This window comes from Burkholderia sp. 10_S31 (genome assembly GCF_056930375.1).
Map to the genome: position 1 here is coordinate 772430 of NZ_JBXOWK010000003.1, position 21915 is coordinate 794344.

Annotated in this window: 26 protein-coding genes; 16 read left to right on the forward strand and 10 right to left on the reverse strand. The window is 65.4% G+C overall.

The genetic code is table 11. From position 1 onward, the window contains the following. Positions 1-84: 84 nt before the first annotated feature. From AC1Z3W_RS23635 to AC1Z3W_RS23655, 5 genes are all read left to right on the forward strand, one after another. The gene (locus tag AC1Z3W_RS23635) at positions 85-1119 is read left to right on the forward strand and encodes a methionine ABC transporter ATP-binding protein (protein WP_057928102.1); all 1035 of its coding nucleotides are present in this window, start codon (positions 85-87) and stop codon (positions 1117-1119) included. After that, positions 1109-1762: a methionine ABC transporter permease gene (locus tag AC1Z3W_RS23640; RefSeq protein ID WP_057928101.1), complete on the forward strand. Its 654-nt coding sequence runs from the start codon at positions 1109-1111 to the stop codon at positions 1760-1762. The genes AC1Z3W_RS23635 and AC1Z3W_RS23640 overlap by 11 nt, the downstream gene beginning before the upstream one ends. A 28-nt stretch (positions 1763-1790) precedes the next feature. After that, positions 1791-2585 (forward strand): MetQ/NlpA family ABC transporter substrate-binding protein, encoded by a 795-nt coding sequence (locus tag AC1Z3W_RS23645; protein ID WP_124834072.1) that lies wholly within the window; start codon positions 1791-1793, stop codon positions 2583-2585. 229 nt (positions 2586-2814) lie between these two features. Then, positions 2815-3564 carry an electron transfer flavoprotein subunit beta/FixA family protein gene (locus AC1Z3W_RS23650; protein WP_057928099.1) on the forward strand — a complete coding sequence of 250 codons (750 nt, stop codon included), beginning with the start codon at positions 2815-2817 and terminating at the stop codon, positions 3562-3564. Positions 3565-3580: 16 nt separating this feature from the next. Then, positions 3581-4516 carry an electron transfer flavoprotein subunit alpha/FixB family protein gene (locus AC1Z3W_RS23655; RefSeq protein ID WP_057928098.1) on the forward strand — a complete coding sequence of 312 codons (936 nt, stop codon included), beginning with the start codon at positions 3581-3583 and terminating at the stop codon, positions 4514-4516. 323 nt (positions 4517-4839) lie between these two features. On the opposite strand, the gene AC1Z3W_RS23660 is transcribed toward AC1Z3W_RS23655, so the two are convergent. Continuing rightward, entirely contained in the window at positions 4840-6126 is a 1287-nt protein-coding gene (locus AC1Z3W_RS23660) for a D-amino acid dehydrogenase (RefSeq protein ID WP_124834880.1), read from the reverse strand. Between the two features lie 145 nt (positions 6127-6271). Here AC1Z3W_RS23660 and AC1Z3W_RS23665 point away from each other — a divergent pair, with 145 nt between their 5' ends. Further along, on the forward strand, positions 6272-6760 hold the full coding sequence (locus AC1Z3W_RS23665) for an Lrp/AsnC ligand binding domain-containing protein (protein WP_006762687.1): 489 nt from the start codon (positions 6272-6274) through the stop codon (positions 6758-6760). A 104-nt stretch (positions 6761-6864) separates the two neighbouring features. Beyond that, positions 6865-8043, forward strand: coding sequence for a PA0069 family radical SAM protein (locus AC1Z3W_RS23670; protein WP_124834879.1), 1179 nt, complete (start codon positions 6865-6867; stop codon positions 8041-8043). 17 nt (positions 8044-8060) lie between these two features. Here the strand turns inward: AC1Z3W_RS23670 and AC1Z3W_RS23675 are convergent, their stop codons facing one another. After that, on the reverse strand, positions 8061-8528 hold the full coding sequence (locus AC1Z3W_RS23675) for an NINE protein (RefSeq protein ID WP_057928095.1): 468 nt from the start codon (positions 8526-8528) through the stop codon (positions 8061-8063). Between the two features lie 110 nt (positions 8529-8638). After that, positions 8639-9778 carry a PQQ-dependent sugar dehydrogenase gene (locus AC1Z3W_RS23680; RefSeq protein ID WP_057928094.1) on the reverse strand — a complete coding sequence of 380 codons (1140 nt, stop codon included), beginning with the start codon at positions 9776-9778 and terminating at the stop codon, positions 8639-8641. Between the two features lie 153 nt (positions 9779-9931). On the opposite strand from AC1Z3W_RS23680, the gene rpsP reads away from it, so the two are divergent. The 6 genes from rpsP (at position 9932) to AC1Z3W_RS23710 (ending at position 14059) form a co-directional block, all read left to right on the forward strand. Then, a complete protein-coding gene (rpsP, locus tag AC1Z3W_RS23685; protein WP_006476550.1) occupies positions 9932-10186 on the forward strand; it encodes a 30S ribosomal protein S16 in 255 nt (84 codons plus the stop codon). A gap of 43 nt (positions 10187-10229) precedes the next feature. Further along, complete coding sequence (gene rimM, locus AC1Z3W_RS23690) at positions 10230-10907, forward strand: ribosome maturation factor RimM (protein WP_057928093.1); 678 nt, start codon at positions 10230-10232, stop codon at positions 10905-10907. After that, positions 10907-11701, forward strand: a complete 795-nt coding sequence (trmD, locus tag AC1Z3W_RS23695) for a tRNA (guanosine(37)-N1)-methyltransferase TrmD (protein WP_057928092.1) — start codon at positions 10907-10909, stop codon at positions 11699-11701. The genes rimM and trmD overlap by 1 nt, the downstream gene beginning before the upstream one ends. A 133-nt stretch (positions 11702-11834) precedes the next feature. Next, positions 11835-12227, forward strand: a complete 393-nt coding sequence (gene rplS / locus AC1Z3W_RS23700; protein WP_006753174.1) for a 50S ribosomal protein L19 — start codon at positions 11835-11837, stop codon at positions 12225-12227. An 86-nt stretch (positions 12228-12313) separates the two neighbouring features. Beyond that, positions 12314-13012, forward strand: coding sequence for a CoA pyrophosphatase (locus AC1Z3W_RS23705; protein WP_057928091.1), 699 nt, complete (start codon positions 12314-12316; stop codon positions 13010-13012). Between the two features lie 108 nt (positions 13013-13120). Continuing rightward, complete coding sequence (locus tag AC1Z3W_RS23710) at positions 13121-14059, forward strand: CobD/CbiB family protein (protein WP_057928090.1); 939 nt, start codon at positions 13121-13123, stop codon at positions 14057-14059. Positions 14060-14136: 77 nt separating this feature from the next. On the opposite strand, the gene AC1Z3W_RS23715 is transcribed toward AC1Z3W_RS23710, so the two are convergent. From AC1Z3W_RS23715 to AC1Z3W_RS23725, 3 genes are read right to left on the reverse strand one after another with little or no spacing between them, the layout of a single operon-like run. Next, positions 14137-14454 carry a putative signal transducing protein gene (locus AC1Z3W_RS23715; RefSeq protein ID WP_057928089.1) on the reverse strand — a complete coding sequence of 106 codons (318 nt, stop codon included), beginning with the start codon at positions 14452-14454 and terminating at the stop codon, positions 14137-14139. 57 nt (positions 14455-14511) lie between these two features. Further along, positions 14512-15453 carry a ribosome small subunit-dependent GTPase A gene (gene rsgA, locus AC1Z3W_RS23720; protein ID WP_483508560.1) on the reverse strand — a complete coding sequence of 314 codons (942 nt, stop codon included), beginning with the start codon at positions 15451-15453 and terminating at the stop codon, positions 14512-14514. Next, on the reverse strand, positions 15450-16709 hold the full coding sequence (locus AC1Z3W_RS23725; RefSeq protein ID WP_483508561.1) for a M48 family metallopeptidase: 1260 nt from the start codon (positions 16707-16709) through the stop codon (positions 15450-15452). Before AC1Z3W_RS23725 ends, rsgA begins: the two co-directional genes overlap by 4 nt. Positions 16710-16834: 125 nt before the next feature. Here AC1Z3W_RS23725 and orn point away from each other — a divergent pair, with 125 nt between their 5' ends. After that, on the forward strand, positions 16835-17455 hold the full coding sequence (gene orn / locus AC1Z3W_RS23730) for an oligoribonuclease (protein WP_057928086.1): 621 nt from the start codon (positions 16835-16837) through the stop codon (positions 17453-17455). A 34-nt stretch (positions 17456-17489) separates the two neighbouring features. On the opposite strand, the gene mog is transcribed toward orn, so the two are convergent. Next, positions 17490-18098, reverse strand: coding sequence for a molybdopterin adenylyltransferase (gene mog / locus AC1Z3W_RS23735; protein WP_483508562.1), 609 nt, complete (start codon positions 18096-18098; stop codon positions 17490-17492). Further along, positions 18082-18687 (reverse strand): ribosome biogenesis factor YjgA, encoded by a 606-nt coding sequence (gene yjgA / locus AC1Z3W_RS23740; RefSeq protein WP_311771987.1) that lies wholly within the window; start codon positions 18685-18687, stop codon positions 18082-18084. The genes mog and yjgA overlap by 17 nt, the downstream gene beginning before the upstream one ends. Before the next feature lie 128 nt (positions 18688-18815). On the opposite strand from yjgA, the gene pmbA reads away from it, so the two are divergent. Next, on the forward strand, positions 18816-20186 hold the full coding sequence (gene pmbA, locus AC1Z3W_RS23745) for a metalloprotease PmbA (protein ID WP_057928084.1): 1371 nt from the start codon (positions 18816-18818) through the stop codon (positions 20184-20186). A gap of 81 nt (positions 20187-20267) precedes the next feature. On the opposite strand, the gene AC1Z3W_RS23750 is transcribed toward pmbA, so the two are convergent. Further along, on the reverse strand, positions 20268-20768 hold the full coding sequence (locus AC1Z3W_RS23750) for a dihydrofolate reductase (RefSeq protein WP_057928083.1): 501 nt from the start codon (positions 20766-20768) through the stop codon (positions 20268-20270). 27 nt (positions 20769-20795) lie between these two features. Between AC1Z3W_RS23750 and AC1Z3W_RS23755 the strand changes: the two genes are divergently transcribed. Next, the gene (locus AC1Z3W_RS23755; protein WP_124834875.1) at positions 20796-21032 is read left to right on the forward strand and encodes a hypothetical protein; all 237 of its coding nucleotides are present in this window, start codon (positions 20796-20798) and stop codon (positions 21030-21032) included. A gap of 42 nt (positions 21033-21074) precedes the next feature. Here AC1Z3W_RS23755 and AC1Z3W_RS23760 read toward each other — a convergent pair whose 3' ends face one another. Next, positions 21075-21407, reverse strand: coding sequence for a hypothetical protein (locus AC1Z3W_RS23760; protein ID WP_057928081.1), 333 nt, complete (start codon positions 21405-21407; stop codon positions 21075-21077). Positions 21408-21915: the final 508 nt, after the last annotated feature.

A 21915-nucleotide genomic window follows, 5' to 3' on the forward strand; every position in this document is an offset into this window, starting at 1 on the left:
GCGTTTGCGGTAAAATCGCCGGCTATTCCAGATGCATCGGCGGCCGACTGGCGGGCCTCGCCAGCCGGCCGCCGTTTTGTTTACATGATCGAATTACGCAATCTGTCGCAGCGTTTCCCTGGGCCGACCGGCTGGGTCGACGCGTTGCACAACGTCAATCTGACGATCCCGCAGGGCGAGGTGTTCGGCATCATCGGCCGAAGCGGCGCCGGCAAGAGCACGCTCGTGCGCACCATCAACCTGCTCACGCGGCCGACCGAAGGCAACGTCGTCGTCGGCGGACGCGACCTCACGGTGCTGCCGGCCGGCGCGCTGCGCGAAGCCCGCCGCGAAATCGGCATGATCTTCCAGCACTTCAACCTGTTGTCGTCGCGCACGGTGTTCGACAATGTCGCGCTGCCGCTCGAACTGGCAGGCGCGAGCCGCACCGATATCGAGGCGGCCGTGCTGCCGCTGCTCGACCTCGTCGGGCTGTCCGCGCAGAAGGATCGCTATCCGGCGCAGATCAGCGGCGGCCAGAAGCAGCGCGTCGGCATCGCCCGCGCGCTCGCGAGCAAGCCGAAGGTGCTGCTGTCGGACGAGGCGACGTCGGCGCTCGACCCCGAAACCACGCGCTCGATCCTCGATCTGCTCAAGCGCATCAATCGCGAGCTCGGCCTGACGATCGTGCTGATTACCCACCAGATGGAAGTGATCAAGCAGGTGTGCGATCGCGTCGCGGTGCTCGATGCGGGCCGCGTGGTCGAAGAAGGCCGCGTGATCGACGTGTTCCTGCAGCCGCATCACGAAGTGACGCGCGCGCTGATCGGCGACGTGATCGCGCAGGAGCTGCCACCGGCGCTGAAGGCACGTGTCGCCGAGCGGCTCAAGACGGGCAGCAGGCACTTGCTGCGGCTTGCGTTCACCGGCTCGGGTGTCGACCAGCCGATCCTGTCGGAGACGATCCGCCGGTACGAACTCGATTTCAACATCCTGCACGGCCAGATCGACGAGATCCAGGGGCAGGCGTTCGGATCGCTCGCTGTGCTCGCGGGCGGCGAACCGGGCAAGGTCGGGCAGGCGCTCGCGTTCCTGCGCGAGCAAGGTGTGGTGGTAGAGGAGCTTTCGCATGTTGAGTGAGATGTTCGATATGTTCGTGCAGTCGTTCTGGGAGACGCTGATCATGGTCGGCATCTCGGGGGCGGTTGGCGCGCTCGTCGGGCTGCCGCTCGGCGTGCTGCTCTATCTGACCGACCGCCAAGGCGTGCTCCAGAACCTCGGCGTGAATCGCGTGCTAGGCGGCATCGTGAACGCGGTGCGCTCGACGCCGTTCATCATCCTGCTGGTCGCGGTCATTCCGCTAACGCGACTCGTCACGGGGTCGTCGATCGGCACGGCCGCGGCGGTCGTGCCGTTGACGCTCGCGGCCGCGCCGTTCATCGCGCGGCTGGTCGAGACCGCGCTGCGCGAAGTCGACCGCGGGCTGATCGAGGCCGCGCAGTCGATGGGCGCAACGACGTCGCAGATCGTGTTCAAGGTGCTGCTGCCCGAATCGCTGCCAGGCATCGTCGCGGGCCTGACGATCACGTTCGTGTCGCTCGTCGGCTATTCGGCGATGGCCGGCGCGATCGGCGGCGGCGGACTCGGCGATCTGGGGATCCGCTACGGCTACCAGCGCTATCTGCCGGAAGTGATGTGGACGGTCGTCGCGATCCTGATCGTGTTCGTGCAGATCGTGCAATCGTTCGGCGACTGGCTCGTGCGCCGGCTGAGCCACAAGTAAAAACGACATCCAACCGTTGGGGGAGACGATGCAACGACGCTTCATGCTGAAGTTCGCGGCCGCACTCGGCGCGGCCGCGCTGTTCGCGAGCGCGCATGCGCAGGCTGAAACCATCAAGGTGGGCGTGACGGGCGGCCCGCACGCGCAGATCATGGACGTGGTGAAGAAGGTTGCGGCCAAGAGCGGCCTCGACATCCGCGTCGTCGAATTCTCCGATTACGTGCAGCCGAACGCGGCGCTCGCGTCGGGCGATCTCGACGCGAACAGCTACCAGCACGCGCCGTATCTGCAGGCGCAGGTGAAGGATCGCGGCTACAAGCTGGTCAAGGTCGCCGATACCGTCACGTTTCCGATGGGCATCTATTCGAAGCGGGTGAAGTCGCTGGCCGAACTCAAGCCCGGCGCGCACATCGCGGTGCCGAACGATCCGACCAACGGCGGCCGCGCGCTGCTGTTGTTGCAAAAGCAGGGGCTTCTGAAGCTGCGCGCGGATGCGGGGCTGAAGGCGACGCCGCTCGACATCGTCGACAATCCGCGCAAGCTGAAGATCGTCGAGCTCGATGCGGCGCAGATTCCGCGCTCGCTCGGCGACGTCGACGCGGCGGCGATCAATACCAACTATGCGATGGAAGCGGGGTTGAAACCGAAGCAGGACGCGATCGCGATCGAGGGCCCGAATGGCCCGTACGCGAACATTCTCGCGATTCGCGAGGCTGACAGGAACAAGCCGTGGGTCGCGAAGCTGGTCGCGGCCTACCATTCCGCGGAAGTGAAGCAGTTCATCGAACAGAAGTTCGGCGGCGCGGTCATTGCCGCCTGGTAACACGATGTACAGGGCGCGCCCGGCGACGATTAGAGTCGATGATCGAAAACCCGGGCTTTGCGTCCGGGTTTTTTCTCTTTTAAAATAGAACGATCGTTCGCTATTGCCGGCGTGCCGAAGAGGAGCGCTATCCTCGATAGCCGCGATGGATGGGTCCGCTTGGCCGCGCAGTCATGAGGCCTCGCTATAGAATGGCCTCTGGTCGTATTCGTAACTTTGGAGCGTGTGCATGAAAATCCTGGTGCCAGTGAAAAGAGTGGTCGATTACAACGTGAAGGTCCGCGTAAAGTCGGACAACACGGGTGTCGACATCGCGAACGTGAAGATGTCGATGAACCCGTTCGACGAAATTGCGGTGGAAGAAGCCGTGCGCCTGAAGGAAGCGGGCGTGGCGACCGAAGTGATCGCGGTGTCGGTCGGTGTCGCGCAAGCGCAGGAAACGCTGCGCACGGCGCTGGCGATCGGCGCGGATCGCGCGATCCTCGTCGAGTCGAACGACAGCGTCGAGCCGCTGGCCGTCGCGAAGATCCTGAAGGCGCTGGTCGACAAGGAGCAGCCGCAACTGGTGATCCTCGGCAAGCAGGCAATCGACGACGATTCGAACCAGACGGGCCAGATGTTGGCCGCGTTGGCCAACCTGCCGCAAGCGACGTTCGCATCGAAGGTGACGATCGCCGACGGCCGTGCAACCGTTGCGCGTGAAGTCGACGGCGGCGCGGAAACGCTGTCGCTGACGCTGCCGGCGGTGGTCACGACCGACCTGCGCCTGAACGAGCCGCGCTACGTGACGCTGCCGAACATCATGAAGGCGAAGAAGAAGCCGCTGGAAACGGTGAAGCCGGAAGACCTGGGCGTGGACGTCGCGCCGCGTCTGAAGACGCTGAAGGTGGTCGAGCCGCCGAAGCGCGCAGCCGGCGTGAAGGTGCCGGACGTGAAGACGCTGGTCGAGAAGCTGAAGACCGAAGCCAAGGTGCTGTAAGAGGGAGCGCAGAGAAATGACGATTCTGGTGATTGCAGAACACGATAACGCGTCGATCAAGGCCGCGACGCTGAACACGGTGGCAGCGGCGGCGAAGATTGGCGGTGACATCCACGTGCTGGTCGCGGGCCACAACGCGCAAGCGGCAGCAGATGCAGCGGCGAAGATCGCAGGTGTCTCGAAGGTACTCCTGGCCGACGCGCCGCAACTCGAAGTGGGCCTCGCGGAAAACGTCGAAGCGACCACGCTGAACATCGCGAAGGACTATTCGCACATCCTCGCGCCGGCTACCGCCTACGGCAAGAACATCGCGCCGCGTATCGCCGCGAAGCTGGACGTCGCGCAGATCTCGGACATCACGGCGGTTGACAGCGCGGACACGTTCGAGCGCCCGATCTACGCGGGTAACGCGATCGCAACGGTGCAGTCGAGCGATCCGATCAAGGTGATCACTGTGCGTGCGACGGGTTTCGATCCGGTTGCCGCGGAAGGCGGCAGCGCAGCGGTCGAGAAGATCGAAGCGGCAGCCGACGCCGGCAAGTCGCAGTTCGTGAGCCGTGAAGTGACGAAGCTGGACCGTCCGGAGCTGACGTCGGCGAGCATCATCGTGTCGGGCGGCCGTGGCCTGGGCAGCGGCGAGAACTACACGAAGGTGCTGGAGCCGCTGGCGGACAAGCTGTCGGCAGCACTCGGCGCATCGCGCGCGGCAGTCGACGCCGGCTACGTGCCGAACGACTACCAGGTCGGCCAGACCGGCAAGATCGTCGCGCCGCAGCTGTACATCGCGGTCGGCATCTCGGGTGCGATCCAGCATCTGGCCGGCATGAAGGATTCGAAGGTGATCGTCGCGATCAACAAGGATCCGGAAGCGCCGATCTTCAGCGTGGCCGATTACGGCCTCGTCGGCGATCTGTTCGCGCTCGTGCCGGAGCTCGTGAACGAGCTCGGCTGACGCGGCATGCCGCTTCGGCGGTAAGCATGCAAGAAGACAAGGGGCGCGATGAGCGCCCCTTTTTTGCGGCATGCGGATGAGGGCGGGGCGTTTTTCGATGCGCCGAGCCACGATCATGCAATGCTGCACGAAGCATGCACTCGTGCAAGCAGATGGGCTCGCAGCGTCGATCGTTGGCGTGAAGGGCAACAGCGAGCGTGTACGTGTCGACGCAAGCCCCGTTCCGAGCCGCCAACGTGTTTGCTGCAACGAAGAAGGCGCCCCACAAGGAGCGCCTTCTTCGTGGATGCCGACAGGCCTGCGTCGCCGCAGGCCGTTGCGACTTATGCGTATGCCGGGCGTGTCTGGCCGGCTACATCCTTCAGGTAGCGATGCACCGACAGGTCATCGGCCTGAATCGCCGGCTTCTTGCCCGAGATCAGGTCGGCGAGTAGCTGGCCCGACCCGCACGACATCGTCCAGCCGAGCGTGCCGTGGCCGGTGTTCAGGAACAGGTTCGAGACCGGCGTGCGGCCGACGATCGGCGTGCCGTCCGGCGTCATGGGGCGCAGGCCCGTCCAGAAAGTCGCTTTCGACGTGTCGCCGCCGCCGGGGAACAGGTCGTTCACGCACATTTCGAGCGTTTCGCGGCGCGCGGCGCGCAGGTTTTTGTCGAAGCCGACGATCTCGGCCATACCGCCGACGCGGATGCGCTGGTCGAAACGTGTGATCGCGATCTTGTAGGTTTCGTCGAGCACCGTCGATACGGGGGCAGCCGTCTCGTTGACGATCGGCGCGGTGATCGAATAGCCCTTGAGCGGATAGACCGGAATCTTCATCAGGTTCGAGATGAAGCTGGTCGAGTACGAGCCGAGCGCGACGACATACGCATCCGCGCGCACCGTCTCGCTGCCGCACTGCACGCCGGCGATCTTGCCGCCGGCGATCGCGAGCGCGTCGATCGGCGTGTTGTAGCGGAACTTCACGCCGAGCGATTCCGCGAGCGCCGCGAGGCGCGTCGTGAACAGCTGGCAGTCGCCCGTTTCGTCGCCCGGCAGGCGCAAGCCGCCCGTCAGCTTGTGCGACACGGCCGCGAGTGCGGGTTCGGCATTCTTCAGCTCGGCCGGCGACAGCAGTTCGAACGGCACGTTTGCTTCCTGCAGCACCGCGATGTCCTTGGCCGCGCCATCGAGTTGCTGTTGCGTGCGGAACAGCTGCAGCGTGCCGCCCGTGCGTCCTTCGTACTGGATGCCGGTATCGGCGCGTAGCGCCTGCAGGCAATCGCGGCTGTATTCGGCGAGGCGGACCATGCGGCCCTTGTTGACTGCATAACGCTCGGCCGTGCAGTTGCGCAGCATCTGCCACATCCACTGGAGCTGGAAGCGCGTGCCGTCGAGGCGGATCGCGAGCGGCGCGTGCTTTTCGAACATCCACTTGACGGCCTTCAGCGGCACGCCGGGCGCGGCCCACGGCGCGGCATAGCCGGGCGAGATCTGGCCCGCGTTCGCGAAGCTCGTCTCGAGCGCCGGACCGGCTTCCCGGTCGATCACCGTGACTTCATGACCGGCGCGCGCGAGGTAATACGCGCTTGCCACGCCCACCACACCGCTGCCCAGAATGACGACTCGCATAGCTGCTCCAGATGGAAGGAATCAGGTCGAGGCCGGGCGCACGTGCGTCTCCGTGTAACCTCTAGCTGATCTAGTTTTTTGAGCTATGGTATTGTCGAATGTGTAGGTTTTGTTATCGTATTTTTCAGGTTTTCAGCATAAACCAATGAGAACGCAACGCCAGCCAGTACGCTCGCTCGACAAGCTCGACCGGCGCATCCTCAAACTGCTTCAGGACGACGGCCGGATGGCGATGAAGGACCTCGCGGAACAGGTTGGACTGACCGTGACGCCGTGCATCGAACGCGTGCGGCGCATGGAGCGCGACGGCGTCATTACTGGCTATCACGCTCGCGTCGATCCGGGCCAGCTCGGCGCGGCGCTGCTGGTGTTCGTCGAAATCACGCTCGGCCACAAGGGCGGCAACATGTTCGAGCAGTTCCGTCGCGAAGTGATGAAGATCGACGAGGTGCTCGAATGCCATCTCGTGTCCGGCGACTTCGACTATCTGATCAAGGCGCGGATCGGTGAGATGGCCGACTATCGCAAGCTGCTCGGTGACATCCTGCTGCAACTGCCCGGCGCGGTGCAGTCGAAGAGCTATGTCGTGATGGAGGAAATCAAGGAGACGCTGACGATCTCGGTCGGCGAATGACCGCTGCGGCAGGGCCGTTGCCGGGCCTGCTGTCGGACCCCTTATCTCGCCCTTGGCATGCTGCACCTAATACTGTATAAATATACAGTATTAGGTGCAGGTGAATGGGTGAGCGCATGGACGGTCGGTCCGACAACGAATTTCCGATAGCGCCGCCAGCGCCCCGCAAGGGGCGCGGTGCGGTCGACAACCTCCAGGGGCGGTACGAAACGGCGCTGCGCGAAGCGGTCGACGACGGCTGGACGCACGAATCGGACGACGCGGATTTGCCCGCTCCGCTGCGCACGCAGGTGTTTGAGGAGCGCGCAAAGAGCATCCTGACGCACAACCGGTCACCGGACATTCCGTTCAGCGTGTCGCTCAATCCGTATCGTGGTTGCGAGCACGGCTGCATCTACTGCTTTGCACGGCCGACCCACAGCTATCTCGGCCTGTCGCCGGGGCTCGATTTCGAGAGCCGCATTTATGCGAAGGTCAACGCGGCCGAACTGCTCGAGCGCGAGATTTCGCGCAAGCGTTACGTGCCGGAACCGATCGCGCTTGGCGTCAACACCGACGCATACCAGCCGGTCGAGCGCGACTTGCGCATCACGCGCAGCGTGATCCAGGTGATGCACGATCACGGGCTGCCGTTCGCCGCGATCACGAAATCGTCGCTGATCGAGCGCGATCTCGACCTGCTTGCCCCGATGGCGGAGCGGGGGCAGGTGATGGCCGCGGTCACGATCACGACGCTCGACGCCGATCTCGCGCGCACGCTCGAGCCGCGTGCGGCGACGCCGGCGCGCCGGCTGCGTACGATCCGCGCGCTGCGCGACGCGGGCGTGCCGGTGGGTGTCAGCATCGCACCGATGATCCCGTTCGTCACCGAGCCGGATATGGAACGCGTGCTGGAGGCCTGCGCGGAAGCCGGTGCGACGCATGCGAGCTACATCATCCTGCGGCTGCCTTGGGAAGTCGCGCCACTGTTCAAGAACTGGCTCTCCGCGCATTTTCCCGATCGCGCGGAGCGCGTGATGAATCGCGTGCGCGACATGCGCGGCGGAAAGGATTACGACTCGGATTTCTCGAAACGGATGAAGGGCGAGGGTATCTGGGCCGACCTGTTGCGGCAGCGTTTCCGGCAGGCCGTGAAGCGCCTCGGGTTGAACGAGCGTGCGAACGGCATTCTGGATCTGTCGCAGTTTCGCGGCGCGCCGGCGGCCGGGGCGGCCACTCGGCGCATGGTAGGGGGCGCAACCGGCGTGAAACCGCGTGACGACATGCAGTTGAGCCTGTTCTGATCGGGGCGCGTCGGCGCTTATTGCGAAATCTGCTTCGCCGCTTCGACTTGCGATTCGAAATACGTCTGGAACGACAGCGCGAGCGCGGTCATCAGCAGGAATGCACCAATCAGCAGCGAGAAGATCACGATGAAGATCACTGTCCAGCCCGACCGGCTGTGCTTGCCCGTATCGGCATTGAATTGAGCGTCCCATTTCTCGTCGGGGCGCAGGCCGTAGACGAGCGCGGCGAGGAACGCAGCCAGCAGCGAGATCGCGCCCGGCACGGCGAGCCACCATCCGAGGCCGGCGCTGCGCTGGGTCGCGGCGAGCAGCATGAAACCCGGAATCCCGACGATCGTCGCGAGCAAGTGCGCCCAGCCGTACACGTCGCGAAAGCCGTACAGGTAGAAGCGGTGCGCGCCGAGCGAACCGAACAGGAGCGCGAGGGCGGCGGTGAGCGTCTTGGAGCGGAAGCGGCGGAACGGTGCGGTGCTGCTGGACATGGGTGGCGGCGGATTATCGTTGGCATGGGCGGCCGGCAGGCCGGCGCGGGGCGCTCGGCCCGGCACGCATTCTACGATGCCCGGTCGGGCCTGGTCACCCCTCGCCTGCGTCAAGGTGCCGCATAGGTGACGCGGTAGATGGCGCCTGCATGGTCGTCGCTGACGAGCAGCGAGCCGTCCGGCAGCGGCAGCACGTCGGCCGGGCGTCCCCACACGGTGCCGTCCGCGCGCAGCCAGCCCGTGATGAATGGTGTCTGGCGTGAGTGGCTGCCGTCGGCTGACACGACCGCGCGCATCACGCGGTAACCGACCTTCGAGCTGCGATTCCACGAGCCGTGTTCGGCAATGAAGATGTTGTTGCGAAACGACGCAGGAAACATCGGTCCCGTATAGAAGCGCATGCCGAGTGCCGCGACGTGCGCACCGAGCTTCAGCACGGGCGGCACATAGCGGCGGCACACGTTGGCGCTCCCGAATTCGGGGTCGGGCGTGTCGCCGCCATGACAGTAGGGAAAGCCGAAGTCGAGCCCCGCGCGTGGCGCGCGGTTGAGCTTGTCGTCGGGCACGTCGTCGCCCATCAGATCGCGCCCGTTGTCGGTGAACCACAATTCACCCGAATCGGGGTGCCATGCGAAGCCGACGGTATTGCGCACGCCGCGGGCAAATACTTCGCGACCGCTGCCGTCGGCGTTCATGCGTGCGATGATCGCGTAGCGGCTACGATCGGCGAGGCACACGTTGCACGGCGCGCCGGTTGGAACGTAGAGTTTGCCGTCGGGGCCGAACGCAATGAATTTCCACCCGTGATGATGTTCGGCCGGCAGTGCGTCCGTCACGACTGCCGGGGTGGGCGGCCTGGCGAGCCGGTCGTCGATGTGGTCGAGGCGCAGGATGCGCGACACGGCTGAGATATAGAGCGCGCCGTCGCGATACGCGACACCGACGGGCATGTCGAGCCCCGATGCGATCACGTACCGGGCCGTGATCCGGCCCTCCTGCATCACGAATGCATGCACGCGGCCTTCCCGCGAGCCGACATATAGAATGCCGCGCGGCGACCACGCCATTTCGCGGGCGGTCGGCACGGCGTCGGTCAGCACGTCGACGCGGAAGCCGGGCGGCACGACGAGTTCGCCCACCGGCGGTGCGGCGCAAGCCGCGGTGGCTGCGAGGCAGGTGACGAGGCCGGCCAGCAAGCCCGCGAGGCGGTGCTGCGCGCGGCGCGCCGGGGTCACGCGAAATAGCGGCATGGCGGCGGGGAGCGTCGTGGACACGACGATTGTATGCCCGGCGGACAGGGCGCCTGCGGAATTTTTGCGCGTAAGTGTTTGTTGTGGCTTTGGTTTCCGGCTATAATCGCACGTTTCAGTAGTTTCGAACCCGGTTTTCCCGAAGGATTTCATATGGTTATCATCCGTCTGGCTCGCGGCGGCTCGAAGAAGCGCCCGTTCTACAACATCGTCGCTACCGATTCGCGCAACCGTCGTGACGGCCGCTTCATCGAGCGCGTCGGCTTCTACAACCCGGTTGCTACGAAGGGCGAATCGCTGCGTATCGCTCAAGATCGCCTGACGTATTGGCAAGGTGTTGGCGCACAACTGTCGCCGACCGTCCAGCGTCTCGTGAAAGAAGCGCAAAAGGCGCAGCCGGCTGCCTAACAATGGCGCGGTGTGCCGGTCGTGCCGGCTGCAAGGAGCATTGATGTCCGGTCACGATTCCGGTAACGCAAAGCGCGGGCGAGCGTCGTTTGGCGCATTCGTCCGCAAGCCGGTCGAGCGCGACGTTGTCGCGAGCGCCGGTGCGGCTGCCGAGCAGGGCAGTCTCGAAGCGGTGCAAGCCTGGCCTGACGATGCTGTCGAGGTCGGGGCGGTGGTCGACGCCTACGGCCTGAAGGGCTGGATCAAGGTGGCGACGCATGCCGACGCCGGTCGCGGCGGCGACGCGCTGCTCAAGGCGCGCCGCTGGTGGCTGGAACGGGGTGGGGAGCGGTTATCCGCCCGCATCCTGCAGTCGAAGACGCACAGTGACACTGTCGTCGCGCATGCCGCAGGTGTCAGCGACCGCGATGCCGCACTCGCTTTGCGCGGCTTTCGCGTGTTCGTGCGCCGGGAGGATTTCCCGGCATTGGACGCGGACGAATTCTATTGGGTCGACCTGATCGGCCTCGAGGTCGTCAACGAGCAATCGGTGGCGCTCGGGACGGTGAGCGGGATGATCGACAACGGCGTGCATTCGATCATGCGCGTCGAGTATCCGGTAGTCGGCAAGGATGGTCGGCCGGCCACCGACGAACGGCTGATTCCGTTCGTCGGCGTCTACGTCAAAACGGTGGATCAGGCGGCACGTCGCATCGTCGTCGACTGGGAAGCCGATTACTAATGAACCAGGTTACGGAGAGCGCGGTGCAGTTCGACGTCGTCACGCTCTTTCCCGAAATGTTCCGCGCGCTGACCGACTGGGGAATTACCAGTCGGGCTGTGAAGCAGGAGCGCTTTGGGTTGCGCACCTGGAACCCGCGTGATTTCACGACGGACAATTACCGCACGGTCGACGATCGTCCGTATGGTGGTGGTCCGGGCATGGTGATGCTGGCCAAGCCGCTCGAGGCCGCGATCGGCGCTGCGAAAGCAGCGCAGGCGGAGCAGGGCATCGCGAGCACGCGTGTGGTGATGATGTCGCCGCAGGGTGCGCCGTTCACGCACGAACGTGCGGTGCGGATGGCGCAGGAACCCGGTTTCATCGTGCTGTGCGGCCGCTACGAAGCGATCGATCAGCGTTTGCTCGATCGTTGCGTCGACGAGGAAATCAGCCTCGGCGATTTCGTTCTGTCCGGTGGTGAACTGCCGGCGATGGCGATGATGGATGCCGTCGTGCGCCTGCTGCCCGGTGTGTTGAACGATGCGCAGTCGGCGGTGCAGGACAGCTTCGCCGACGGGCTGCTCGATTGTCCGCATTACACGCGCCCCGAGGAATACGAGGGGATGCGCGTACCGGACGTGCTGCTCGGCGGGCATCATGCCGAGATCGAACGGTGGCGACGCCAGGAAGCATTGAAGAATACGTTGCGGAAGCGGCCGGACCTGATCGTCCGGGCGCGCCGCGAGAAGTTGTTGAGCCGGGCCGACGAGGCGTGGCTTGCGAACCTCGCACGCGAAGCGAAGAGCGCCTCCTGAGGCGGCGTCGCGGGCGGGAAATGGCGGTGCCGTGCATGCGTGCGCGGTGCCTGATGTAAATCCATCCTCTATCGGGGCCAGGCCTGGAAGCAGGCGGGTGCAAACGCCGACAAGATGGCTTTAGGAGTCAGTGATGAATCTGATTGCAAAACTTGAGCAGGAAGAGATCGAGCGCGCGCTCGCCGGCAAGACGATCCCCGAATTCGCCCCGGGCGACACGGTGATCGTGAACGTGAACGTGGTTGAAGGTAACCGCAAGCGCGTTCAGGCGTACGAAGGCGTCGTGATCGCGATTCGCAACCGTGGCCTGAACTCGAACTTCATCGTCCGCAAGATCTCGTCGGGCGAAGGCGTCGAGCGTACGTTCCAGACCTACTCGCCGCTGCTGGCGAGCATCGTCGTGAAGCGTCGCGGTGATGTGCGTCGCGCGAAGCTGTACTACCTGCGCGAGCGTTCGGGCAAGTCGGCTCGAATCAAGGAAAAGCTGGTGTCGAAGGATCGCGCCGCAGCAGCTTCCCAAGAGTAAGAGCTGTAAGGAAAAAGCACCCTCCCGGGTGCTTTTTTCATTCTGGCGCGACAATATGCTCGATACGTCACGAACCCGAGAGCCCCTTGAATCGCCGCCCCATCATTGATCCCGAAGTGCTGCCCGTCGAAGGCACTGGCGCCGGCCTGCCGTCCATCGATGCCCGCCTGATGACGCCGCCCGGGCTGCGCGAGCGTTTCGCGCGCACGCTCGACTGGAGCGTCGAGCCCGGCGAGGCGAGGCTGCAGGAGGGCGTCGATCCGCGCAGCGCCGCTGTCCTCGTGCCGCTCGTCGTGCGCGAGAGCGGCCTCACCGTGCTGCTGACCCAGCGCGCCGATCACCTGAACGACCACGCCGGGCAGATCAGCTTCCCCGGCGGCCGCCGCGAGCCGTTCGATCGCGATACGACCGCGACCGCGCTGCGCGAGGCGAAGGAAGAAATCGGGCTGGCCGCCGAACGGGTGGAGATTCTCGGCGCGCTGCCCGACTACCTGACGGGTACCGGCTTCTGCGTGGCGCCCGTCGTGGGGCTCGTGCATCCGCCGTTCACCGTGCAGGCCGACACGTTCGAAGTCGCCGAGATTTTCGAAGTGCCGCTCGCGTTCCTGATGAGTCCCGCGAACCACCAGGTGCGCGTGTTCCGCTGGGAAGGCGGCGAGCGTCGTTTTTTTGCGATGCCCTATCCGAATGGCGAATCGGCCGGGCGTTACTTCATCTGGGGCGCAACTGCAGGCATGTTGCGCAATCTGTACCGCTTCTTGGCAGCCGGAGAGCCTCCCGTCTGATCTGGCTCATGCGGCCGGCACCGGGCCTGTCGCGCCAGCAGCCATGCGGCCCTTACGCTGTGCTATCGTTATGCAAAAAATGACATAACTCCGAAGACGGCGCCACGCATGACTTTCTTTTCGGTTCTCCTCGCTCTCATCATCGAACAGGTCCGCGCGTTGTCGCCGAGCAATCCGGTGTTCGCGCTGTTCCAGTTTCATGCGGAAACCGTCGCACATGGCCTCGACGCCGGCAAGCAAAAGCATGGCGTGCTCGCATGGCTCGCAGTCGTGCTGCCGTGGGTGCTGGTCGTCGCGCTGATCTACTTCCTGCTGTACAAGGTGAGCTTCGTGCTCGCGTTCATCTGGAACGTCGTGGTCGTGTATTTCACGCTCGGCTTCCGCCAGTTCAGCCACTATTTCACCGATATCCATCTCGCGCTCAACAACGACGACGTGCCGCGCGCGCGCGAAATCCTGCACGAGTGGACGGGCATCGACACGGTCGATATGCCGGTCGGCGAAATCGTCCGCCATACGCTGATTCATGCGGTCGTCGCGTCGCATCGCCACGTGTTCGGCGTGTTCTTCTGGTACGTGCTGCCGATCGGTCCGGCCGGCGCCGTGCTGTACCGCATCTCCGAATATCTCGCGCGCAGCTGGTCGACGCCGGGCGACGATCGCACGGCTGCGTTCTCGACCTTCGCGCAGCGCGCGTTCTTCGTGATCGACTGGATTCCGTCGCGGCTGACCGCGCTCGGCTTCGCGATCGTCGGCAACTTCGAGGATGCGATCTACGCGTGGCGCAATCACACGCGCCAGTGGCCCGACCCGAACGACGGCGTGCTGCTCGCGGCTGGCAGTGGCGCGCTCGGTGCACGCCTCGCGGGGCCGCTTGCGGAACCGTCGAGCCTCGACGCGCTCGCGGTCGGCGACAGCGGTCCGTTGACGGTCGGTGACGATTGCACGCCGCGCACGCTGCAGTCGGCGGTTGGCCTGGTGTGGCGCGCCGTGATCCTGTGGATGATCTTGCTGTTGATGCTGACGCTGGCGGTCTGGGTATCGTGACGCGATAGTGCGGCATCCGATGAAATGAAAAGGCCGGCTCGATGCCGGCCTTCTTGCTGTGCGTCGGGGCGGTCCATTCAGTCGTCGCGCGGATCGCGCACGGCGCCGCATTGCCAGCAGGCAGTGAACTGGGCTTCGAGCATCTCGCCGCACCGGTGGCAGCGCCACGGCACGGCGCCGGCCGCAGGGCCGTGTGACGCCGCATCGAGGAGCCGCCGCGCGAGCGCATCGTCGCGCTCGTCGTCGAGCCACAGCTCGGGCGCGCACGCGTCGGCGGGCAGGCCACCGAGCGCACCGGTCGCGTAGCAGTTGTGCAACTCGCAACCGATGCCGGCCGCCTGCAGCACGTTCGCCCAATGCTGCGCGGTGGCAAGATCGGGGGCCTTGAAACGCATCGCGGCTCCTGTCGGTGAAGGCCGGGCCGGCCCGGCAGCGTTCTGCCCGCCGCGCGGTCAGCGGACGATCTGGCTCGCCTCGTGCACGAGCTGGGCGTAAAGCGCATGGCGCGACGGCGCAATGCGGCCGTCGGCCACGGCTTCGAGAATCGCGCAGCCGGGCTCGTGCAGATGATGGCAATTATAGAAACGGCAGTCCGCGAGCAGCGGGCGGAATTCCGGGAACGCGCGCTCGAGGCGGCCTTCCGTCAGGTGATAGAGGCCGAACTCCTGGAAACCCGGCGAATCGATCAGCGCGCCGCCACCTTCGAGCGGGTAGAGGCGCGTGAACGTCGTCGTGTGGCGGCCGCTGTTGAGTGCGGCCGAGATTTCGCGGGTCGCGGCTTCGGCATCGGGCACGAGCAGGTTCACGAGCGTCGACTTGCCCATCCCGGACTGGCCGAGCAGGATCGTCGAATGCCCGGCCAGATGCGGCATTAGCTGCGTGCGTGCATCGTCGGGCGAGCCCTTCACCGACAGCTCGAGCACGTCGTAGCCAAGCGCGCGATAGGGCGCGAGGCGCTCGCGGGCGACCGGCAGCGCGGCTTCGACGTCGATCTTGTTTAGCACGACGAGCGGCTTCAGTTCGTTCGCTTCGGCCGCGATCAGCGCGCGACCGAGCAGGTCCTCGCTGAAATAGGGCTCGGTCGCGAGCACGATCAGCAACTGGTCGAGATTGGCCGCGAACAGCTTCGACTTGAACTGGTCGGAGCGGTACAGCAGGTTGCGCCGCTCGCCGATCTCGACGATCACACCCTGGTCGGCCGACGCCTGCTCGTACACGACGCGGTCGCCCACTGCGATCTCGCTTTTCTTGCCGCGCGGAAAGCACTGCAGCATCGGGCCGCCGTCGTCGGGCGCGACGATGTAGTGGCGGCCGTGTGCCGCGATCACGCGGCCTTCGACACGCGGCGCGCCCGATGCGCGCGGGGCCGGCTTGCGGGAGGTCGGCCGGCTCATGCGTGCTGCATCAGGCGGTCGATCCGCTGCGACGCAGGCGGATGCGAGTAGTAGAAGGCCGTGTAGACGGGGTCGGGCGTGAGTGTCGACGCGTTGTCCTCGTAGAGCTTCACGAGCGCGCTGACGAGATCCTGCGCGTCGGTCTGGCTGGCCGCGAACGCGTCGGCCTCGAATTCATGCTTGCGCGACGTGAGGCTGCTGAACGGCGTCGCAAAGAACAGGAACACGGGAATCGCGAGGAAGAACAGCACGAGCGCGGCGCCCGCGTTGCTCGTGTCGAGCGACGGCGTGACGCCGAGCCCCGTGTAGAACCAGGTGCGCTGCGCGAGCCAGCCTAGCAGCGCGAGCAGCACGAGACTCAGCACGAACGACACGAGCATCCGCTTCATCACGTGGCGGCGCTTGAAGTGGCCGAGTTCGTGCGCGAGCACGGCCTCGATTTCCTGGCCCGTCAGCCGCGCGAGCAGGGTGTCGAAGAACACGATCCGCTTCGATGCGCCGAAGCCGGTGAAGTATGCGTTGCCGTGCGCGGAGCGGCGGCTGCCGTCCATCACGAACAGGCCTTTCGCCGCGAAGCCGCACCGTTTCATCAGCGACTCGATGCGCGTGCGCAGCGCTTCGTCCTTCAGCGGTTCGAACTTGTTGAAGATCGGCGCGATGAAGGTCGGGTAGATCAGCAGCACGAGCATCTGGAACGCGACCCAGACGATCCAGGTCCACAGCCACCACAGGCTGCCGGTCTGATTCATCAGCCACAGCACGACGAACAGCAGCGGCAGGCCGAGCACGGCGCCGAGCAGCGTGTTCTTCAGCAAGTCGGTGAAGAACAGGCGCTTGGTCATCCGGTTGAAGCCGAAGCGTTGTTCGATCCCGAACTGACGGTAATACTCGAACGGCACGTCGATCACGCCCGTGATCACGAGCACGGCGGCGACGAGCGCGACCTGCTGCCCGTAGCCGCGGCCGAACCAGCCCGTCAGCAGCGTATCGAGCGCGCCGACGCCGCCGAGCAGCGTGAGGCCGACCAGCACGGCCGCGCTGACGACGATCTCGAACATCGCGAGCCGCGTGCGCTCGACGGTGTAGTCGGCCGCGCGCTGGTGGGCGGTCAGCGGAATGGTGGCGCTGAACTGCGCGGGCACGCCGTTGCGGTGTGCGGCGACGAAGCGGATCTGCCGCGACGCGAGCCACAGCTTGGTGACGACCATCGCGAGCACGGCGATCGCGAACAGCAGGGTGAACGAAAAGGGTGACATCGAAGGCGCCAAAGGGTTCTATGCGAGAATTATATGTTCTTGCGGACCGGGCCCGCTCACGCGATGCCGCCCGCCCGGGCGGCGCCGCATCGGCGAGCCCGGTCCGCCATTTTCCAGGATGACTCATGACCGATACCGCCGCTTCCGCCAGCCAGCCCGCGCTCGTGCGCAACGAGTTGAACCTCGTCTGGCTCGACATGGAGATGACGGGCCTCGACCCGGATAACGACCGCATCATCGAAATTGCGGTCGTCGTGACCAATTCCACCCTCGATATCGCGGTGGAAGGCCCCGTGTTCGCGATCCACCAGAGCGACGAAACGCTCGCCAAGATGGACGACTGGAACAAGTCGACGCACGGCCGTTCGGGGCTGATCGACCGCGTGCGCGCGTCGACCGTGACCGAGGCGGACGCCGCCGCGCAGCTGCAGGCGTTCCTCGCACAGTACGTGTCGCCCGGCAAGTCGCCGATGTGCGGCAACTCGATCTGCCAGGATCGCCGCTTCATGGCGCGCTGGATGCCGGAATTCGAGCGGTTCTTCCACTACCGAAACCTGGACGTCAGCACGCTCAAGGAGCTGTGCCGCCGCTGGCAGCCCGCGATCTACAAGGGCTTCCAGAAGCGCGCGATGCATACTGCACTCGCCGACATCCACGAGTCGATCGACGAGTTGAAGTACTACCGCGAGCATTTCCTGATTCCGGCCGCGTCGGCGCCGGCAGGGGAGTCAGCGCCGGCCGCCTGAGCGGGCCGGCACGCGCGCGGCGTTCGATACACGCTCAGCGCCGCGCGCTCTTCGGCCGGAACGCCGCGACCACCGCGGCGTCGGTCTCGATGTACGGGCCACCGATCAGGTCGATGCAATAGGGCACCGCCGCGAAGATGCCGGGCACGGTCGATTTGCCGTCGGCGTCGCGCAGCCCTTCGAGCGTTTCCCGGATCGACTTCGGCTGGCCGGGCAGGTTGATGATCAGCGCCGCGTGGTCGGCCGTCTCGCGGATCACCGCGACCTGCCGCGACAGGATCGCGGTCGGCACGAAATTCAGGCTGATCTGCCGCATCTGTTCGCCGAATCCCGGCATTTCCTTCGTCGCCACGGCCAGCGTGGCTTCCGGCGTCACGTCGCGGCGCGCGGGGCCGGTGCCGCCGGTCGTCAGCACCAGATCGCAGCCGGCGACGTTGACGAGTTCGGCCAGCGTGGCGGAGATCGTCGGCGCGTCGTCCTGGATTAGCCGGGTTTCGGCGCGCCACGGCGAGCGCAGCGCGCCGGCGAGCCATTCCTGCAGCGCCGGGATGCCCTTGTCCTCGTAGACGCCCGTGCTGGCGCGGTCGCTGATCGACACGAGGCCGACCACGAGTTCGTCCGGGTGGTTACGCTTCGTCGTCATGGTCGTCTCCGGCGTCGTCCGATGCGTCGTCTTCGTCCGCCTCGCCCGTGCCGCTCGCGGTCTTGATCCACTGGAACAGCTCGCGGAAATAGCGCGGCGGCTTGCCTTGCTGTGCTTCCTTGCGCGCATTGCGGATCAGCGTGCGGCCTTCCTGGATGTCGGCTTCGGGGTGCTGGCGGAGGAATTCGGTCAACGCGTCGTCGCTCGCGAGCAGCTGTTCGCGCGTGCGCTCGATCCAGTGCAGGCGCGCGGTCGCGGCCTTGTTGACGCCTCGCTGGGCGTCGAGCGCGGTGCGCAGCGCGGCCGTTTCGTCGTCGGTCAGCGAGCGCATCACGCGGCCGACGTACTGGAGCTGGCGGCGCTTGCCTTCGTGATCGGTGATCCGGCGCGCTTCGCGCACGGCGTCCGCGAGGTCCTCGGGCATCGGCATGCGCTTGAGCGCGTCCTTCGGCAGGTCGACCAGGGCCTGGCCGAGCTCCTGCAGCGCGTGCATCTCGCGTTTCAACTGGGATTTGCTGGGGCGATCGTAGCCATTGTCGGTGTCGTCGTCGGCATGCTCGATCGGCTGGATTCGGGTTTTGCGTGTCATGAGCGGCATTGTATCGCGGCGCGGACACCCCAAGCTTGTCGGTATGTGGCCCCGGACCTTGCTATGATCGCGGGATACGCAACATTTTGAACATGCGGGCGGCTCGCCCGCCACCGGATATCACGACGATGGCAGCCAATCTCGACGTACAAGCGCGCTATTTCCCGCACACGCAGGACCAGCTCAAAGAAATTGCCTCGGACATCCTTCGCCACGCGAAGGCGCTCGGTGCGACGGACGCCGCGACCGAAATCTCCGAAGGCGACGGCCTGTCGGTGTCGGTGCGCCGCGGCGAGGTCGAGACGATCGAACACAACCGCGACAAGATGGTCGGCGTGACGGTGTTCATCGGCAAGAAGCGCGGCAATGCGAGCACGTCGGACTTTTCGCCGGCCGCGATCAAGGATACCGTCGCCGCCGCGTACAACATCGCGCGCTTCACCGCAGAAGACGACGCGGCAGGCCTCGCCGAGGCCGAGCTGCTCGAAACCGACCCGCGCGACCTCGACCTCTATCACCCGTGGGCGCTGACGGCCGACGAGGCCGTCGAACTCGCCCGCCGCGCGGAAGACGCCGCGTTCGCGGTCAGCCCGCAGATCCGCAACTCGGAAGGCGCGAGTGTGTCGGCGCAGCATTCGCAGTTCGTGCTCGCAACGTCGCGCGGCTTCCTCTCCGGTTACCCGTACTCGCGCCACTACATCGCGTGCGCGCCGATCGCGGGCAGCGGTCGCCACATGCAGCGTGACGACTGGTATTCGTCGAAGCGCAGCGCCGTCGATCTCGCGGCGCCGGAAGCCGTCGGGCGCTATGCGGCCGAGCGTGCGCTCGCGCGGATGGGCGCGCGCCGTCTCGATACCCGCAAGGTGCCCGTGCTGTTCGAGGCCCCGCTTGCGGCCGGCCTGCTCGGCGCGTTCGTGCAGGCAGTCAGCGGCGGCGCGCTGTACCGCAAGACGTCGTTCCTCGTCGACAGCCTCGGCAAGCCGGTGTTCGCGCCGCACGTCCAGGTCGTCGAGGATCCGCACGTGCCGCGCGCGATGGGCAGCGCGCCGTTCGACGAGGAAGGTGTGCGCACGCGTGCGCGCAGCGTCGTCAAGGACGGTGTCGTCGAAGGCTATTTCCTGTCGACCTATTCGGCGCGCAAGCTCGGCACGCAGACGACCGGCAACGCAGGCGGCTCGCACAACCTCGCGCTGCGCAGCTCGAACACGCAGCCGGGCGACGACTTCGACGCGATGCTGAAGAAGCTCGGCACGGGCCTTTTGCTGACCGAGCTGATGGGGCAGGGCGTGAACTACGTGACCGGCGATTATTCGCGCGGCGCGGCCGGCTTCTGGGTCGAGAATGGCGTGATCCAGTATCCGGTCGAGGAAATCACCGTCGCGAGCACGCTGCAGGAGATGTTCCGGCATATCGTCGCGATCGGTGCGGATTCGATCGTGCGCGGGACGAAGGAAACGGGCTCGGTGCTGATCGAGCAGATGACGATCGCCGGGCAGTAAGCGGTGCGGCATCGGCCGCCAGGAAACGAAAAAGCCCGACTGGCGCAGAGCCGGTCGGGCTTTTTTATCGCGTGTCGCGCGTCAGTCGCGCTTGCGCGCGTAGACGACGAACGCATAGCCGAACGTGTTCGGCGCGGCAGCCTGGTGGGTGTCGCGCGACACTTCGTGCCAGTGCGCGGGATCGGGCGCCGGGAACGACGCATCGCCATCGAAGTCCGCATCGATCTCGGTGACGATCAGCTTGTCGGCGAGTTCGAGGCCTTCCGCATAGAGCTGCGCACCGCCGATCAGGAATGCTTCGACCACCCCGTCGCGTGCGGCGAGTGCGAGCGCGTCGGCGAGCGACGTGACGGTGTCGCAGCCGTCGAAGCGGCGTGCTGCGTCGCGCGTGACGACGATGTTGCGGCGGCCCGGCAGCGGCCGGCCGATCGACTCGTGGGTCTTGCGGCCCATCACGATCGGTGCGCCCATCGTCGTACGCTTGAAGAATGCGAGGTCCTCGGGAAGTTTCCAGGGCAACTGGTTGTCGCGGCCGATGATGCCGTTGCGGGCGCGCGCGACGATCAGGGTCAACGTCGTCATGAAGGTCGGGGGAAGAGGAGAGCCGGAATGGCGCCGATTCTACCGGAATGGCGGCGTGCGCCGGCTTCGGCGCGGATGCGCCGGCAGTTCCGCTGTGCCGGCGCGCGCACATCGTCGCTGCTCGCGACGATGTGCGCGCCTTCGCATCGCGACGTCATGAATAAAAAGAGTGCCCGCCGGGGGACGGACACAAAAACCGTTCGCGTCGTTGCGTCGACGAAACCCTGCACGATCGGCATCGTCCGCTTCGCATCAATTCAATAGGTGGTCCTCATCAAATCGACGGCGCTCGGTATCGCGTGCGCGTCATCGACGCACGCCGTTCCCGGTATTTCCTTGCATCGCATGCTGTGCATCATCGGGGCGCGGCGCGGGGAGCGGCACGTGCAGCGGCTGTAGCGGAGACGGCGGGGCGATCTCGTCCCACAGCGTCACCGATGTCTTGTCAGACGAACGCGCTTGCGGCACGGCGACGGGTACGACGATGAACTGGTTGTCCTGTTGCATGCCCGGTGCGTTGTCGGCAAGCTGCGCGCGCGCGCGTTCCGCGCTTTCGTCCGCGCGTGCCGGCATGAACAGACACGCGAGCGCGAACGCAATCGTCGCCTGCCCGAAAGACCGTGAAAAAAGTGTTCCCATGGTCGCCTTCTCCGATCCGTTACGCATTCAGCGAAATGCATGCCATCCGGCGAAGAGCGTTGTTGTGTCTATGATTTGCGTGCGAGCATAGTGAATCGAGGTCGAAAACGCGGGGAAATGTTTCAGCCGTGAAACGAAGGTGCTCGGGAATACTGCGGATTCAATCGATACGCTCCAAGGATGAAAATCTGCGCGTGTGTCGATGCAATGAACGTATCGCGCTGTGCGTGCGTTATGTGCAGACGATTGATCTGCGTCGACCGCTGAGCGATAAGACCGCTCGCCCATTCGCGCCGCAATCGGTTTGTCTTATTCGGCGCCTATAACCAAGCTGTCTTGATCGAAAAATAACTGGACGCGAGATAAGCGCCATCATGCGAGGCTTGTTGTTGCCACGCATCGGCATGGCGAATCGAGCCGCTTCGGCTGACCCGATTCGATCCGATTCGATCCTTTTCGCACGCGACTGGCGTGCGCGGCAATCGTTAGACGGTTGATGAACGGGGTG